Origin of the sequence: Ruania halotolerans, assembly GCF_021049285.1 — a bacterium.
In the GTDB taxonomy this organism is placed as follows: Bacteria; Actinomycetota; Actinomycetes; order Actinomycetales; family Beutenbergiaceae; genus Ruania; species Ruania halotolerans.
On sequence record NZ_CP088017.1, the window covers coordinates 1,419,815 to 1,436,056 of the forward strand.

General features: G+C 68.2%; 15 protein-coding genes. 8 read left to right on the plus strand and 7 right to left on the minus strand.

What is annotated here, in order from left to right; translation table 11 throughout:
- Positions 1-17 precede the first annotated feature (17 nt).
- A complete protein-coding gene (gene glgX / locus LQF10_RS06180; protein ID WP_231066608.1) occupies positions 18-2,252 on the minus strand; it encodes a glycogen debranching protein GlgX in 2,235 nt (744 codons plus the stop codon).
- A gap of 79 nt (positions 2,253-2,331) precedes the next feature.
- Between glgX and LQF10_RS06185 the strand changes: the two genes are divergently transcribed.
- The 5 genes from LQF10_RS06185 (at position 2,332) to mnmA (ending at position 7,436) form a co-directional block, all read left to right on the plus strand.
- Positions 2,332-3,108 (plus strand): electron transfer flavoprotein subunit beta/FixA family protein, encoded by a 777-nt coding sequence (locus LQF10_RS06185; RefSeq protein ID WP_354002633.1) that lies wholly within the window; start codon positions 2,332-2,334, stop codon positions 3,106-3,108.
- Positions 3,108-4,073 (plus strand): electron transfer flavoprotein subunit alpha/FixB family protein, encoded by a 966-nt coding sequence (locus LQF10_RS06190; protein WP_231066610.1) that lies wholly within the window; start codon positions 3,108-3,110, stop codon positions 4,071-4,073. The genes LQF10_RS06185 and LQF10_RS06190 overlap by 1 nt, the downstream gene beginning before the upstream one ends.
- A complete protein-coding gene (locus LQF10_RS06195) occupies positions 4,054-5,028 on the plus strand; it encodes a phosphotransferase family protein (RefSeq protein WP_231066611.1) in 975 nt (324 codons plus the stop codon). Before LQF10_RS06190 ends, LQF10_RS06195 begins: the two co-directional genes overlap by 20 nt.
- 90 nt (positions 5,029-5,118) lie before the next feature.
- Complete coding sequence (locus LQF10_RS06200; protein ID WP_231066612.1) at positions 5,119-6,321, plus strand: cysteine desulfurase family protein; 1,203 nt, start codon at positions 5,119-5,121, stop codon at positions 6,319-6,321.
- Positions 6,321-7,436 carry a tRNA 2-thiouridine(34) synthase MnmA gene (gene mnmA / locus LQF10_RS06205; protein ID WP_231067263.1) on the plus strand — a complete coding sequence of 372 codons (1,116 nt, stop codon included), beginning with the start codon at positions 6,321-6,323 and terminating at the stop codon, positions 7,434-7,436. Before LQF10_RS06200 ends, mnmA begins: the two co-directional genes overlap by 1 nt.
- A gap of 339 nt (positions 7,437-7,775) precedes the next feature.
- On the opposite strand, the gene LQF10_RS06210 is transcribed toward mnmA, so the two are convergent.
- The 6 genes from LQF10_RS06210 to LQF10_RS06235 form a co-directional block, all read right to left on the minus strand.
- Complete coding sequence (locus LQF10_RS06210; RefSeq protein ID WP_231067264.1) at positions 7,776-8,540, minus strand: HNH endonuclease; 765 nt, start codon at positions 8,538-8,540, stop codon at positions 7,776-7,778.
- A gap of 47 nt (positions 8,541-8,587) precedes the next feature.
- The gene (locus LQF10_RS06215) at positions 8,588-9,505 is read right to left on the minus strand and encodes a hypothetical protein (protein WP_231066613.1); all 918 of its coding nucleotides are present in this window, start codon (positions 9,503-9,505) and stop codon (positions 8,588-8,590) included.
- 249 nt (positions 9,506-9,754) lie between these two features.
- Complete coding sequence (locus LQF10_RS06220) at positions 9,755-10,177, minus strand: GNAT family N-acetyltransferase (RefSeq protein ID WP_231066614.1); 423 nt, start codon at positions 10,175-10,177, stop codon at positions 9,755-9,757.
- Between the two features lie 40 nt (positions 10,178-10,217).
- Complete coding sequence (locus LQF10_RS06225) at positions 10,218-11,408, minus strand: multidrug effflux MFS transporter (protein ID WP_231066615.1); 1,191 nt, start codon at positions 11,406-11,408, stop codon at positions 10,218-10,220.
- Positions 11,409-11,520: 112 nt separating this feature from the next.
- Complete coding sequence (locus LQF10_RS06230) at positions 11,521-11,958, minus strand: hypothetical protein (RefSeq protein WP_231066616.1); 438 nt, start codon at positions 11,956-11,958, stop codon at positions 11,521-11,523.
- Entirely contained in the window at positions 11,955-12,386 is a 432-nt protein-coding gene (locus LQF10_RS06235; RefSeq protein ID WP_231066617.1) for a hypothetical protein, read from the minus strand. The genes LQF10_RS06230 and LQF10_RS06235 overlap by 4 nt, the downstream gene beginning before the upstream one ends.
- Positions 12,387-12,535: 149 nt before the next feature.
- Here LQF10_RS06235 and ligA point away from each other — a divergent pair, with 149 nt between their 5' ends.
- The 3 genes from ligA (at position 12,536) to LQF10_RS06250 (ending at position 16,242) form a co-directional block, all read left to right on the plus strand.
- Complete coding sequence (gene ligA, locus LQF10_RS06240) at positions 12,536-14,947, plus strand: NAD-dependent DNA ligase LigA (protein WP_231066618.1); 2,412 nt, start codon at positions 12,536-12,538, stop codon at positions 14,945-14,947.
- A 76-nt stretch (positions 14,948-15,023) separates the two neighbouring features.
- Positions 15,024-15,434, plus strand: a complete 411-nt coding sequence (locus tag LQF10_RS06245; RefSeq protein WP_231066619.1) for a pilus assembly protein CpaE — start codon at positions 15,024-15,026, stop codon at positions 15,432-15,434.
- A 40-nt stretch (positions 15,435-15,474) separates the two neighbouring features.
- Positions 15,475-16,242 (plus strand): metallophosphoesterase family protein, encoded by a 768-nt coding sequence (locus LQF10_RS06250; RefSeq protein WP_231066620.1) that lies wholly within the window; start codon positions 15,475-15,477, stop codon positions 16,240-16,242.

Sequence of the window (16,242 nt, forward strand, 5' to 3'; positions counted from 1 at the left end):
CTCAGGTGTCCAGGAGATCAGGTACTCAGATACAGCCGCATGCTGAGCTCAGGAACCTCCACCGTGCGGCCGGCGTCAGTGGCGCTCTCCCCACGAGGATCGCCTGGCTGTTCCTGCGCCGAGTCCCACACCAGGGTGAACTGCTCGGCTGCGGCACTGGTCAGGGTCACTCGCACCGGGTTCGCTGCGCCATTGATCACCAGCAGCGCATCCGGCCCCCATGACCCGGATTGTGGATCGTGCCCGGACCGGTACATCTGCAGCACCCGGCGGTGCGGATCGTGCCACCGTTGCGCCGTCATAGTGGCTCCGTGCTCGTCGTACCAGGCGAGCACCGGGTGTGGGTCGCGGGGGTCGGGGGTGTGGAATCGGCCGGGTCGCAGTGCTGCGTGCTCGCGGCGCAGCGCGAGCAGGTGGGAGGTGGTGGCGAGCAGTTCGTCCTGCCAGGGCTCGAGCTCCCAGTCCACCCAGACGCCGGCATCGTTGCGGCAATAGGCGTTGTTGTTGCCGTGCTGGGTGCGGCCGAACTCATCGCCCGCGGTCAGCATCGGAGTCCCGGACGCCAGCACCAGGGTGCCCAGAATGTTGCGCATCGTGCGGCGCCGGTGGGCCAGCACCTCGGGGTCGTCCGTACTCCCTTCGACGCCGTGGTTCCAGGAGAGGTTGTGATCGCTGCCGTCGTGGTTGCCCTCGCCGTTCGCCTCATTGTGCTTGACGTCGTAGCTCACCAGATCGGCCAGGGTGAACCCGTCGTGGGCGGTCACGTAGTTGATCGACGCTCCAGGGCCGCGCCCGTCAGGGGCAGGCAGGTGGGCGAACAGGTCGGCTGAGCCGGACAGCCGCGTGGCGAGGTCGCGCAGGTCGTGACCGGTCCCGCCGTGCACGGCGGCAGCAGCGTCGGCGATCCAGAACGTGCGCACCGTGTCACGGAACTTGTCGTTCCACTCTGCCAGCGGCGAGGGGAACTGTCCGGTGCGCCAACCGTGCGGTCCGATGTCCCACGGTTCGGCGATCAGCTTGAGCCCGGCCAGGTCCGGATCGCAGGCCAGCGCCACGAGGAACGGATGGTCGGGGTCGAAGTGGCGGCCATCACGCCCGAGGGTGACGGCGAGATCGAACCGGAACCCGTCCACGCCGATGGTCTGGCTCCAGTACCGCAACGAGTCCAGTGCCATCCGCACCACGGCCCGGCTGCGGAAGTCGAGGGAGTTCCCGCAGCCGGTCACGTCCAGGTAGCGAGCGTGGGTCGGCCCGTCGTGGAGGTAATACCCGGCGTTGTCCAGGCCGCGCCAGGAGAGCATCGGCCCGTCCGTACCGCCTTCGCAGGTGTGGTTGTAGACCACATCGAGGATGACCTCGAGGCCGGCCTCGTGCAGGAGCTGGACCATGCCCTTGACCTCGGCGAGGACGGCGTGCGGCCCTTCGGCACGCGCCGCCTCGGTGGCGTAGGACGGCTCCGGTGCGAAGTACGAGAGAGTGTTGTACCCCCAGTAGTTGGTGGCCCCGCGCCGCGTGAGCGCCGGCTCATCCGCCTTGGCGTGGATCGGGAGGAGTTCGACGGCGGTCACGCCCAGGCCCAGCAGGTGCGCCACAGTGGCCGGGTGCGCCAGGCCCGCGTAGGTGCCGCGCAGGTGTTCAGGCACGCCGGGCAACTGCATGGTCAGACCCCGCAGGTGCGCCTCGTAGACGACCGTGCGAGACCAGGGGGTTCTGGGGTGCTCGACCTTGACACCGGCGGAGAGATCGTCGGTGACCACTGCCAGCGGGACGTGCCGGGCGCTGTCCCGGTGGTCCGGGCGATCGAGGCCCTCGATCGGGCGCAGCGAGGAGTCCACCGGATGCGCGAACACCTCCGGCGCCAACTCGAGGGCCCGAGTGGTGGCGCGTGCGTAGGGATCGAGCAGCACCTTGTTCGCGTTGTGCAGCAGGCCGCGGCCCGGCTCCCACGGTCCGTGCACCCGCAGGCCATAGGCCTGACCGGGGCGAACGCCGGGGACGTGTCCGGCCCATCGCCCGAGCCGGCTGCGGTGCAGCCGGACGCGGCGCTCGTTCAGTTCCGGCTGGCCGTCTCCCTCGAGTCCATCGAACAGGCACAACTCGACGGCGTCCGCGTGCGGGGCGTGCACCAGCACGTCCACACCGTCACCGGCAGGCCGCACGCCGAAGGCGTCCGGTTCGGGGTCCAGCCTGACGGCGTCGCTCACCTCGGCTGGCGCCGTGGTGGAAGTCAGGACTGCTGAGGGAGGGGTCACATTGTGGTCCACGATCGGGGGATGGTGCCGTCAGCCCCGCAAGCAGTGGCAGGCTGGGCGTATGCGAATCGTAGTGTGCGTGAAGCATGTGCCCGAGCTCGAGTCCGCGCGTGGCTTCTCCCCGGAGGGCCGGACGGTGCGGACCACCGAGGACGGAACACTGAACGAGGTGGACGAGAACGCCGTCGAGGCGGCTTTGGCGCTGCGGGAGATGTCGCCGGAGTCGAGCGATGCTGAGGTGGTTGCGGTGACGCTCGGGCCGGCCACGGCCGTGGACGCCGTGCGGCGCGCCCTGCAGATGGGCGCCGACCGCGGCGTGCATATCAGTGACGACGCTCTCACCGGTGCCGACTACGCCACCACGGCCCGCGTGCTGGCCGCCGCCGTACGGCAGCTCGGCGCCGCCGATGCCGTGATCACCGGGATGGCCGCCCTGGACGGGCTGGGCGCTGTGGTGCCCTCGTTGCTCGCGGCTGAGCTTGGCCTGCCGCAGCTCACCGTGGCCCACGAGGTGACCTACACCGGGCCCCCTGATCACATGGTCACCATCACGCGCGATGTGGCTGGTGCCACGGAGACCTGGCGTGCCCCGCTGCCTGCGGTGATCTCGGTGACGGATGTGGCGAACAGCCCGCGGTTGCCGAAGATGAAGGAGATCCTCGCCGCCCGCACGAAGGAGGTCGCGACGCTCACGCTGGCCGACCTCGACCTTCCAGCCGACGAGGTCGTGCCCCGCACCGAGGTACTCAGCGTGAACCAGCGCCCTCCGCGAGAAGGACCTGAGTTGGTCACCGACGACGACGGCAACGGTGGGCGCAAGTTGGCCGAGTACCTCATTTCCGAAGGACTGATCTGATGACCTCCCCTGTGATCGTGTACCTCGATGGTGACCCACTGCGATCCGGTGTGCTCGAGGTGCTGACCCTCGCTCGCGGGCTGGGGGACGTCATCGCCCTCAGCCCAGCACCCGTGGGAGAGCAGACCGTGCAGACCCTCGGGCACTACGGCGTCTCGCGGGTGCTGCACGTGACTGCCGACGATGCGGACCTGACCGCTCCGGCCGCCGTCGGGCAGGGAGTGGCGGACGCCGCCGAGGAGCTCCGCGCCACGGCGGTGCTGCTCACCTCGTCCTTCCCGACGAAGGAGATCGCTGCCCACGTTGCGCATCGGCTGGCCGCGGGCTTGCTGGTGGATGTGGGTGACCTGCACTGGCACGAGGAGCGCCTGGCCGGGACGAAGCGTGCCTTCGGCGGCACCTGGGACACCAGTTGTGCGGTGACCACCGCTCGCGGTGTGGCGACCGTGCGTCCACACGCGGTGGCGGCTGAGCCGGCACGTGAGCCGATCACTGCGGAGGTCGGGGCGATCACCGTGGGAGCGAGCACGCCCACGGGCCTGGAGCTGGTGGACCGGCAGGCGCACGAGAGCAGCACAGATGAACGACCCGCACTGGCCGAGGCTGCGGTGGTCGTGGCCGGCGGGCGCGGAACGTTCGGTGACTTCGACCCGGTCCACGAACTGGCCGATGCGCTCGGGGCTGCGGTGGGGACCACGCGTGACTGTGTGGACGAAGGCTGGCTTCCGCATGATGCGCAGGTGGGTCAAACCGGCGTGACCGTGGCGCCGCGCCTGTACATCGGAGCCGGGATTTCCGGCGCCCCGCACCACATCGGCGGGATGTCCGCCGCGAGAACCATTGTTGCGGTCAACATCGACGCCGAGGCACCGCTGGTGGAGATGGCTGACTTTGCCGTGGTGGGGGATCTGGCCACGGTGCTCACTGATGCGGCTGAGGCGATCCGTGAACACCGAGGGCTCTGAGGGTCCTGAGGTTCGCCGGAGGCTCACCTGGACCCAGCTGCCCGACGGCGTCCGGCACCTGATTACCGAACGCACCGGGGCGGTGCGCTCAGCCACAAGTCAGGAGGGCGGGTACAGCCCCGGGATGGCGTCGGTGCTGGAGACCGCGTCCGGTCGGGTCTTCGTGAAGGTCGCCTCCGCGAACCAGAATGCGCGTAGCGCAGAGCTGCACCGGAAGGAAGCCGCGGTCTCCGAGGTGCTGCGTGACGTGGGCGAGGAGCTGCCGGCGCCAGCGTTCCGGTGGTCGGTCGAGGTTGAGAGCGGTGGGGACACCTGGGTGGTGCTTGCTTTCGACGCCGCCGATGGGCCCGGTCCGCGTATCCCCTGGCAGGCGGAGGAACTCGGCGAGGCACTCGAACTGGTGGGTGCCGTCGGACGGCTCCGGGCGCCCGACCACCCGGAGATCGGACCGGTGCGGGAGCTGATCTTCGGTGAGTGGCACACGGTCGCCGCGGACGGGGAGGTGCGCCGCCGGGTGCTTGCCCTGGACGAGAGTGGGTGGCTCGGTGCCCGGCTGGACGATCTGGCGGCGCTCGCGGATCAGTGGCCGGAGGCAGTGGATGGCACGGCGCTCGTGCATCACGATCTCCGCGCGGACAATATGGTGCGTTCAGGTGGCCGGCTGCTCGCTGTGGACTGGCCGTACGCCTCGCGAGGTGCGCCGTGGTTGGACCTGTTGGGGATGATGCCGAGTATGGCCCTGGAGGGCGGCGGCGATCCGGAAGAGGTGTTCACGGCCCATCCGGTCGGGGCGGCAGCAGATCAGGACGCGGTGACTGTGGCCATCGCGGCGCTGACGGGGATGTTCCTGGAGCGGTCGGTGCAGGCCCCACCTCCCGGGATCCCGCACGTGCGATCGTTCCAGCGGGACCAGGGTCTCGTCGGAGTGCGATGGCTCCGGAGCCGGCTGGGTTAGACGTGGCGCGCACCCGAGTGGTGCCCGTCACTGCGCGCTGAGGAGCACTCACGGCGGCAGCGGGCTGTGTGGCTCGTAGACTGCAATGTTGTGACCACCTACCTCGATCATGCGGCGACGACTCCGGTTCGTCCGGTCGCTGCTGCCGCCTTCGCGGAGGCGCTCGAGCAGGTGGGGAACCCCTCGTCGCTGCATGCGGCCGGGCGGACGGCGCGTCGCCTGGTGGAGGAAGCTCGGGAGTCGATCGCGGCGGACCTTGGTGCTCATCCCACTGAGGTGATCGTGACCGCCGGTGGTACGGAGGCGGACAATCTGGCGATCCAGGGGATCTGGCGCGCGCGCGCCGGTGGTGGGCGGCGTGGCCTGGTGATCTCCGCCGTCGAGCATCCTGCTGTGCTGGAACCAGCGCAGTGGCTCGCCGCGCACGAAGGGGCTGACCTCATCGAGGTGGGTGTGGATTCGGCCGGACGACTCGATCTGGACGACCTGGAGCGTTCTGTCACGGCACGTACTGCGGTGGTCTCGGTGATGTGGGCGAACAATGAGGTCGGCACGATTCAACCGATCGAGAGGGTGGTCGAGGCTGCGGTGCGGGCCGGGGCGCCGGTGCACAGCGATGCTGTGCAGGCGGTCGGGCAGGTGCCGGTGGACTTCGCGGCCTCGGGGCTGGATGCGCTGACCGCGTCCGGGCACAAGTTGGGCGCACCCATCGGGATCGGCGTATTGCTGGTGCGCCGGGAGCTGGGTGTGACGCCGGTGCTGCACGGTGGTGGCCAGGAACGTGCGGTGCGGTCGGGCACCGTGCCAGTACCGGGGATTCGGGCGTTCGCTGCGGCGCTGCATGAGGCTGTGGCGGCGGGGGAGGCGGAGGCCGTGCGGCTGCGTCACCTACAGGAGCAAGTCATCGACGGTGTGCTCGGGCAAATCCCGGATGTGCACCTGCGTGGAACGCCGGCGGGGCCCGGACGGTTGCCCGGCAACGCCCATTTCAGCGTTCCAGGTGCCGATGCGGATGCGTTGTTGTTCGCCCTGGATGCCGCCGGCGTGTGTGCCTCGTCCGGTTCGGCGTGCCAGGCTGGGGTGCAGCAGCCTTCGCACGTACTGGCCGCGATGGGAGATGACGACGGCGCAGCACGTTCCGGTCTGCGCCTCACCCTGGGATGGACCTCGAGCGAGGAAGACGTGCAGACGGTGCTCGCGGCGCTGCCGGCGGCTGTGCAGCAGGCTCGCGCGGCGTTCCGGCCTCGGAAGGCGCGGCGGCAGCCGCAAGAAGATGTGAAGGTAGGTTCGTGATGCGGGTTCTGGCAGCACTCTCTGGTGGGGTGGATTCGGCGGTAGCAGCGGCACGAGCTGTCGATGCCGGGCATGACGTAGTGGGCGTGCACATGGCGTTGTCCCGCTCACGGGCGCAGCACCGCAACGGTTCGCGCGGCTGCTGCTCGATCGAGGATGCCTCGGATGCCCGCCGGGCCGCGGACGTGCTGGGAATCCCGTACTACGTGTGGGACCTCTCGGAGGAGTTCGAGGACACCGTGGTGGCGGACTTCCTGGACGAGTATGCGGCCGGGCGTACACCGAACCCCTGTGTGCGTTGCAACCAGCACATCAAGTTCGATGCGTTGCTGGATCGAGGGTTGGCGCTGGGCTTCGATGCGGTGGCCACGGGTCATTACGCGCGAATCGTGGACGTTCCGGATGGCGGGGGAGTGCGGCGGGAGTTGCACCGTGCCATGGACCCGGCCAAGGATCAGTCCTACGTGCTCGCCGTGATGGGTGCGGACCGCGTAGCGCGGTCGATGTTCCCGCTGGGAGATGTGGCGAGTAAGGATCAGGTGCGAGCAGAGGCAGCCGAGCGGGGGCTGAGCGTCTCGGCGAAGCCGGACTCCTACGACATCTGCTTCGTCGCCGACGGCGACACCCAGGGATTTTTGCGGGAGAGGCTGGGGGCGGCTCCCGGTGACGTGGTCGACGCGGACGGTGAGGTGGTGGGTGAGCATGACGGTGCCTACGCCTACACCGTGGGGCAGCGGCGAGGCTTGGGACTGAACCGTCCAGCCGCCGACGGCAAGCCGCGGTACGTTCTCGAGGTGGACCCGGCGGCCAATCGCGTGGTGGTGGGTCCGAGCGAACTGCTTTCAGTCACTGAGATCAGCGCCGGTCAGGTCACCTGGTTGGCGGAGGATGTGCCGGCTCAGGACTGGACGGACGTCAGCGTGCAGGTACGGGCGCATGGTGATCCCGTTGCTGCCCGAGTGCTGATTTGCGAGGGTGAACTGTTCACGGAGTTGGGGTCGCCGCTGCGGGGGATCGCGCCTGGACAGTCGCTCGTGGTCTACCAGGGCACGCGGGTGCTGGGGCAGGGGAACATCGTCAAGGCGGGGCGAGGGGCGGCGCTCAGTCGAGTGTGACGGTGCTCTGTCGTGTCTAAGCCTCTGCGTACGGGCGTGGTGCGGTGGCGGGAGATGACTAGCCCTCGACGCCGAGATGGGTCTCGGCGACGACACCTTCGGAGTAGGCGACGTCGAATGCGCGGAGCCAAGTCCGCCTCGACCTGCCTGATCTGCCTGATCTGCCAGATCTGACAACCTGGCGAAGTCGGCCTGGCCGAGCGCATCGCCGTGACAGGGCCGTCGGTTGTGATGTCTGGGCCGACAGCAGCTTGGGAGCGTGTTATGGCCCTGATTCCGTGCTTGACGCGCCGAGGGCCCCGTCGACTAGTGGGTGTCGGCGGGGTCGGGGCGGGGTGGTCAGAAGGGTGGTGGGTTGGCGTTTGGTGCAGGGTTTGCTTCTGGTGGCGGGCTGGGAGCGCTGCTCGGGTCGCCCTGATGGTGTGAGCTTGTGCGGGATCGGGGCGGTGGCGTTGCTGCGGCGGTGCGTTTCGTGGCGGTGATGGCGCGTTTGCGCACTCTGGCCACGTGCGGGTCGAGCATGCCGAATGGGCTGCCCGGGCGCTGGCCGGGCGGTCGATCTGTCTTTCCCTCAGAGGAGTCCTTCGCGCGGCCTGGTCGGGGGATCAGGTGGGTGCCGGTGGTGGTGACCAAGTACTGAACGTGGTCGGGGTCTGTCCAGAGGTAGGTGCCGGGGGTGATCATCAGGTAGGACCAGCCCGCATGGGTTTTCGCTCGATGGTGACGTCGGCATAGCGCGGTCAGGTTGGCGGTGCTGGTGGGCCCACCCTGGGCGTAGGGGATGGTGTGGTCCTGATCAGCTGCGCGGGCGGTGCGCTGGCAGTACGGGAAGCGGCAGTGACTATCGCGCAGGGTGATCTGTTCGCGTAGTCGTGGGTTGGCTTCATAGGTGCTGGCGCTGTAGTGGGCGTTCAGATCGATCACTGGTCGCACGATCACCCGCCCGGCCGTTTGGCACCAGGTGCGGACCTGCTCTGTGGTGACTGGGGATTTGGTGTTCTCACAGCGCCCGATGGTCCCGGTGCTGAACACACTGCCCGTGGAGTCATCTGGCTGACCAGTGCCGGAGTTGAGGGCATCGGCGGGCAGGTGGAGGTAGAGCATCACCGTGCGACCAATCGCACCGTGGCCTGCACCTGAGTCTGTGCCGGCTACGTCGGGGGTGAGGGTTTTGGTCCCAGCGCCAGTACCTGCCCCAGCACCGGTGTCGGTCTCGGCGTCGGCACCGGTGTCAGTGTTGGTGTCGGTCTCTGCCAGTGGGAGGGTGCCTTGCCCTCTCGCGAGGTCACCCACAGCGATGGAACGGCGCACGTCCTCACTCGTGCCGGGCAAGAGTGTTGCGAGAGCCCGGGCACGATCACGAACCGCTGCGTCCAGATCGAGAGCATCAGCAACCTCCAACCCGCCATCAACCTGCACGATCGCCCCCGAGCCCGCCACACCCGAGGTGGCGACCTCGTCGAGGTGGATATCGAACCGGCGCCCTCCAACGCTGCCTCACGATCGGCTTCTGCCTGTGCGGGGTCGAAAGACTCCATCGCAGCGGCCACGGTGCGTTCAATCTGACTGGTGCTGCAGGTGCCGATGGTCCAGGCGACCTGAGCATCGACCCACCCAGCACCGGCGGCGGGGAGCTTCTTCGTCAACCGGGCCACCGCCCGGGCGCGGTGGAGACTGATCTGCCCGGCCCGCACCCGGCCCCACAACACCGGCAACCGGTACGCCAACTCCACAATCGAGCCGACGTAATAGAGCGCTGCTTCGTTGGATTGCCCGAGCGCGGCCGCTAACCGGGTGAACCCCAGATCCGAGACCAACGGCGCCCCCGGACCGGCCAGCCGCATCGGCTGCTCGGTCCCAGGAAGCCCGGCGTCCACCTCGGGGTCGAACACTGGCGTCCCGGAAGCGAGGTTACCGGGGTCGATGGCGTGCTCACGCACCCACGCCACGACCAACTCAGCACACTCGACATCCACCGCCCGGGCCGCCGTCCGGTTCTGCCGCACAGCAGCCAACACAGTGCCCCCGGCCGAAGCCGAGAACACCGAACCGCTGGCTGTCGAAGTCATGTCTAGATCATCTCAGCGACCACCGACATTGGATGTTTGCCCAGGTCAGAGCAAGTGCGCGCCGGAGTATTGATCGCGCTCGGTGGACCGCTCGCGAGCCACCGAGAGGCAGTCAGTAGGCGGCTGGCGTCGCCTGCTTGGCAAGGGCCAGGAAGGAATCTACAACTGTCGAGGTTCTGTCGAGACTGTGTGAGGGTGGCATCGCCCGGACGTAAGACGCGGAATTGGTTGGACGGTTTCGACGAAGGCTCAGATCCGCCGTTGGCAGGCAAACCGTTCGACCCCGGGATATACCTCGCCAAGGTTGGTCACGTCGAATCCGCATCCGCGGTAGAAACCGACAGAGTCGGAATCAGTCTCAGCGAGCAGCCACGGACCGTCCACCAGAAGCGACAAGCGCTCGACCAGTTCCGTACCTAGGCCGCGCCTTCGCTGGCCCTGTACGACGGCTATCGCCCGTATGGTCCATCCCTCCTTGCTCGGGCAGCCTGCTGCCGCGGCCACGGTGCCGGTCTCGTCCACGAGCACAAAGGCCGTTGAGGTGGCGACCAGCCGCTGTACCGCCTCATGATGTGCGGCACCCTGACCGCCGAGAGCATCACCGAGGATGGCCACGATGTCCTCGTGCGGGATATCGTCGCCTGCCCTGAAGCATAGGCCGTCCGTACTCATCTTCGTCACCATAGGCCCCGAGCGAGAATGGCTCCCGCCGCTACGTCGTTGCCGCCTCCATCACCACCGGCCTCGACCGATGCCACAGCCACAGCGCCATCGCGACCACTGCGTAGGCGAGACTGGTCAGCGCCAGATGCAGCAGGGAATCCGACACCAGCGGAATGAGCAGCCCCGCGAGAGCAGCGTTGGCGAACAGGGTGCCGAAGGCGCCGAGCGATGCCGCAGCGCCGCGGTCGTCGGGAGCCTGGTCGAGGATCTCAAGATTCAGCACCGGGAAGATCGTGCCCACAGCCGTCGCGGCCAGCGGGGGAGCGAGCATCACCCACGGCAGCGCGGGCTGCCACGCCACGATTAGCACGTTCACCGCGATCGCCACCAGGGCACATGTCATGGCCACGTCGATCAGCCGGCGCCGCGGCACGCGGTCGGCCGTCCGGCCGGAGATCCACGCTCCCACCATGATGCCGCCGATGAGCGGAACGAACAGCACCCAGAAATCCCGCTCACCCAGCCCGAGCAGATCCACCACAATGATCGGCGCGGCAGCGATGTAGGTGAACTGCGCCCCGAACGTGCACGCAGTCACCAACGTTAACCGGATCACCGATCCACGGCTGCCCACCCGAAGAACCGCACGCACGACGGAAGGCGCATTCAACGGGCGACGCTCCGCCGTCGGAAGGGTTTCAGGCAGCACCACACCGACCAGCACGGCCATGACCACCCCGTACCCGGCGATGGACCAGAAGATGCTCTGCCACGGCCCGATGCTGAGCAACCAGCCACCCACGACCGGTGCGATCGCGGGTGCGATCGAGAAGATCATCATCACGTTCGACATCAGGCGTTGCGCCGCGGACCCCGAGAACATGTCCCGGATCACCACCCGGCTGACGATCGTGGCGGCTCCGGCGAATGCGCCCTGCAGCAACCGGCCGGCGAGCAGCACCGGCAGACCGGGGGCGAGGGCGCATGCGATGGAGGCCACCGTGAAGCCGAGCAGACCGGCGATCATCACCGGTTTGCGCCCTACGGCGTCCGAGATCGGACCGTGGAAGATGCTCATGACGGCGAAGGAGAGCAGGTACAGGCTGGTCACCTGCTGCATCGCAGCCGTGTCCGAGGTGAACTGCCTGCCCATCTGCTCGAAGGCCGGGAAGACCGTGTCGATCGTGAACGGCCCGATCATCGCGAGTCCGGCGAGCACGATCGTGAAGAGCAGACCCACGCGCTCGTGAGGTGGTGGTTGCCGGGAACTCTCAGGAGGTTTCCGGCGACTCATTCCTCCATCCCATCACACCGGACGGAGCGGCTGGACGGCCGCCGTCCTGGTTCAGCGGTCAGAGCGGGATGCCGTGGACGTTGACCATCCAGGCCGTTCCGCCGATGAGGAATGCCGCCGCGACCACGAACCAGGCAAAGCCGCTCACCGGGGTGAGCCGGCGCACCCGCGTCCGGCCGATACCGGCCGTGATCGCCGTGGAGAGGAAGATCGCGCCGATCACCAGCGCACTGATGGGAAAGGACGGAGCGTCGGGCGGCCGGACCCAGCCGTACTCGACCGCCAGGAATGTGACGCCGACCAGGCCGAGGAGGAGCACGGGGACCACGACGGCCAGCCAACCGAGCAGATGGCCGAGGGCGAGCAGGCTTCCGGAGATCCGGCGCGGGCCGCCGCCTCCGAACGCGAAAGAGGCGGAACCTTGGTCGCGGTAGCGACCGCCGAATGGATCGGTGGGGCTGTCGAAGGTCCAGTTCGGCTCCTCGGGGGCGCTCATGAGGCACTCACCCAGGCGCTGATACCGAGGACGACGAATCCGGCCAGGGCGAGCAGGAAGCCACGTTGCCGTCCCTGTTTCCCCTCGACCCGGGCACCTGCGGCGAGCGACCACGCGGTGATGACGGCGGCGATCGGGAGGTATACCCACCGACGTGCGTCCGTCCCGGTCAAGCACGCCACCTCGGACTCGCCGGTGCGCGCACAGCCGTCCAGGGCCTCGATGAACGGCTCAGTCCACTGGATCACGTGCCACACGAGGTAACCGAAGGATGCGAGGACGAGCAGCAGGACCACGCCGCCGACGTTGGGGTTGGCCAGGTCAGGGCCGGGTCGCCCGTGGCCCGGGGGATCGCCCGAGAGGTCCGGTGGTCCTCCGTGGACCGGTTGTCCGTACGGAGCCTGCCCCGACGGCGGAGGTGCGCTCATCTGCGTGCCCTTCCTTCCTGTGCGCTGCGGTACCTCGCCTGGCCTGCCTCGTCCCTCGGCACGCCTGCGGGCACTTCGCGCCCATCCGCCTATCTCACCACAGAGGGCGTCGAGAGGCGTTGTCAGGGGGTCAGGTCACAATAGGGATCGTGAACGATGCATCCATCTCCACCGACGACGCCACCCTCGACGCCGATGTCCGGTCTCGCTGGGATGAACTCGCCGCGCAGGTCCGCCAGGCCCGCGAGGCGTATTACGGCGGCGATGCTCAACTGCTCTCCGATGCGGCCTTCGATGAGCTGTTCCACGAGCTGGAGGCGCTCGAAGCGGATCATCCCGAGCTGCGTACTCCGGATTCGCCCACGCAGGTGGTGGGCGGCTCCCGGTCTGCGTTGTTCGATCCGGTCGATCATGCGGAGCGGATGCTCAGTTTGGACAACGTGTTCTCGCCCGAGGAACTCACCGAGTGGGCGGCGAAGACCGCCGCCGCGGCCGGTCGGGCACCCGCCTGGCTGTGCGAACTGAAGATCGACGGGCTGGCCATCTCGCTGCGCTATGAGCATGGCCGGCTCACCAGTGCTGCGACCCGGGGTGACGGCCGCACCGGTGAAGACGTGACGGTGAACGCCATACGGGTCCCGGGTATCCCGGAGCGCCTCAGCGGTACCGGTCACCCGGCACTGGTGGAGGTCCGCGGTGAGGTCTTCATCCCCACCCAGGCGTTCGCTGAGTTGAACGACCTGCAGGCCGAACTCCAGGAACGGGCGGTCGCCGCAGCGCAGCAGCGGTGGGAGTCTCGCCCGGCTACCACCCGCGGCGAGTTCGACGAGCAGCGCGAACGAGCCGCCGCAGCGCGGCGTTTCCCAGCGTTCGCCAACCCTCGTAACGCTGCCAGCGGGGGACTGCGCCAGCAGCTCGAGAAGAAGTCCGGTCTCGAGCGCGAAGCCGGGGATGCGCGCGTGGCCGCGTTGAAGCTATACGTGCACGGAATCGGTGCATGGCCGCGCCCGCCGGTGGCGGCCCAGAGCGAGATCTACGACCTGCTCTCCGATTGGGGCCTGCCGGTGAGCCCGCACTCGCGGGTGTGCACCACGATCGAGGACGTAGCGGCCTTCGTCGAACGCCACGGTGAGAACCGGCACTCCGTTGAGCACGAGATCGACGGTGTGGTGGTGAAGGTGGATGAACTTGCCCTGCACGACGAACTCGGCGCCACCAGCCGCGCACCGCGGTGGGCGATCGCGTACAAGTACCCACCGGAGGAGGTACACACCACACTCCTCGATGTCGTTGTGGGCGTGGGGCGCACCGGGCGGGCCACGCCCTACGGTGTGATGGAGCCGATCCTCGTGGCGGGTAGCGTGGTACGCCAGGCGACGCTGCACAACCAGGACGTGGTACGCGCCAAAGGAGTCCTGATCGGGGACACCGTGGTCTTGCGCAAAGCCGGCGATGTGATCCCCGAGATCCTCGGCCCGGTCATCGAACTGCGCGACGGCACCGAGCGTGAGTTCGTGATGCCCGCCGAGTGCCCCGAGTGCGGTACGCCGTTGCGGGCGATGAAGGAAGGCGATATCGACCTGCGTTGTCCGAACGCCCAGTCCTGCCCCGCGCAGGTGCGTGGCCGGGTGGAGCACATCGGTTCCCGCGGGGCGCTCGATATCGAGGCACTGGGGGAGGTCACGGCGGCGGCGCTCACTCAACCGCGAGTGCCTGCCACCCCACCGTTGGTGACCGAGGCGCGCCTGTTCGATCTCACGGTCTCCGAACTCGTTCCGATCGAGGTGGTGGTCCGGGACGCCGAGACGGGTGAACCGAGGATCGGCGACGACGGTCAACCTGTGGTGCGGCGCCCCTTCCAGAAGACGGTCCGGGAGTACCCACCGGAGGCGGAGGGCATGACCGCTGCCGAACGTCGCAAGGCCGGGATCCGCCAGGTGGAGCGCACGGTGGCATCCACGCAGGCGGAAACTCTCATCGACGAGCTGGAGAAGGCGAAGACCAAGGACCTGTGGCGCCAGCTCGTCAGCCTGAATATCCGGCACGTCGGCCCGGTCGCGGCCCGTGCGCTGGCGGACTGGTTCGGATCCCTGACGGCGATCGAGCGGGCGAGCGAGAATGAACTCGCCGAGGTGGAGGGGGTCGGCCCTACGATCGCTGCCGCGGTCACGCAGTGGTTGGCCGTGGAGTGGCATCAGGAGATCCTCACCCAATGGCGTCAGGCCGGGGTCCGGTTCGAGATCCCGAACCACCCGGGCCCGGGCGCCGCCCAGCGCGACGGTGTCCTCACCGGGCTGACCGTTGTGGTGACCGGGTCGATGGAGAACTTCACCCGCGACGGTGCCAAAGAGGCCATCCTCGCCGCCGGGGGGAAGGCGGCAGGGTCGGTCTCGAAGAAGACCGATTACGTGGTGGTCGGGCCGGGCGCCGGCTCGAAGGAGACCAAGGCACGAGACCTCGGGCTCACGATTCTGGACGAGGCGGGATTCGCGCGGTTGCTCGAAGGCGGTCCGGACGCGGTGGCCGACCGGAACAGTGATGCAGACGCCGGCGAGGGCTGAGGCGGGCGGTGAGCCGCCGTCCATTGCCCGGCGCTGTGGTCCGGGCACGCCCAGACCACTCGCCTAGAGTGGGGCGATGATCAGCGACGCCCTCGCCCGATCCCTGCGCGATGCCGGTCTGCGCTGGGACCCGGCCCCAGGTGACCAATTCCGTATCGAGGCAACGGCGCTCAGCGAGGAGGTGTTCATCCTCTCGCATATGGTGATCGAGCCACGGACCTACGAGACCGGCACGGTGCTCAATTTCAACGGCACCACCGAGTGGGCACTGGACAACATCGACCAGGATGACGCCCTGTGGCTCCCGCGTGAGGACCAACTGCGTGACCTGCTCGGCGGCACGTTCCAGCGAATGGAACGCATCGAGTCCGGCTACCGGGTGAGCACCGCCGAACCGGATGGACGGGCCCGCGACTTCACCGACGTCGTCGCCGAGGACGCCTATGCCCGCGCCCTCCTGCACCTGGTCCACGAGGCCACCGACTGAGCGAAAGTGGTTCTCCAGACAGCGTCGCTACCCTGGTGCCGTGGTCTCCTCATGGCAGCGCGTCGCCCTGATCTCCGATATCCACGGCAATCTCACCGCACTCGAGGCCGTGCTTGCCGACGTCGACAGTCGCGGAATCTCGACGATCTTCAACCTCGGAGATGTGGCCGGTAAGGGGCCGCGCGGATCGGCAGTGGTGCAGATCAGCCGGGAGCGTTGTGCGGTCACCGTGCGCGGCAACTGGGACGACTTCCTTCCTGCATCCGAGAGCCCGGACACTCCGGAGGACACCGCGTGGTGGCACGCTGAACTCACCGAGGCCGACCGGGCCTGGTTGCGCGCCCTGCCCCTAGCGCACCACCTTCGGCTCAGCGGCCGGACGATCCGCCTCGTCCACGCCTCCGCCACGAGCGTCTACACGCGGGTGCACGCCCGGCACACGCGCGAACAGTTCGATGCGATGTTCGCCACGACCGCACTCACCGGGCCCGGCCCGACACCGGACGTAGTGGCCTACGGGGACATTCACGACGCCTATCTCACGGTCAACGAGAGGCGCACTCTGCTGAATGTGGGCAGCGTCGGCAACTCGCTCGATGAACCCACGGCGAGCTATGTGATCCTCGAAGGAGTGCCCGACGGCGGCCCTTCCGATCCGTTCGGCGTCCAGTTCGTGCGTGTTCCCTATGACGTCGAGATGGAGATCGCCGCTGCCGAGCGGCTCGGGATGCCGCAGTTGGAGGCGTACGCGATCGAGTTGCGCACGGCGATCTACCGGGGCCTGCATGAGGCACACGGACTGCGCTGA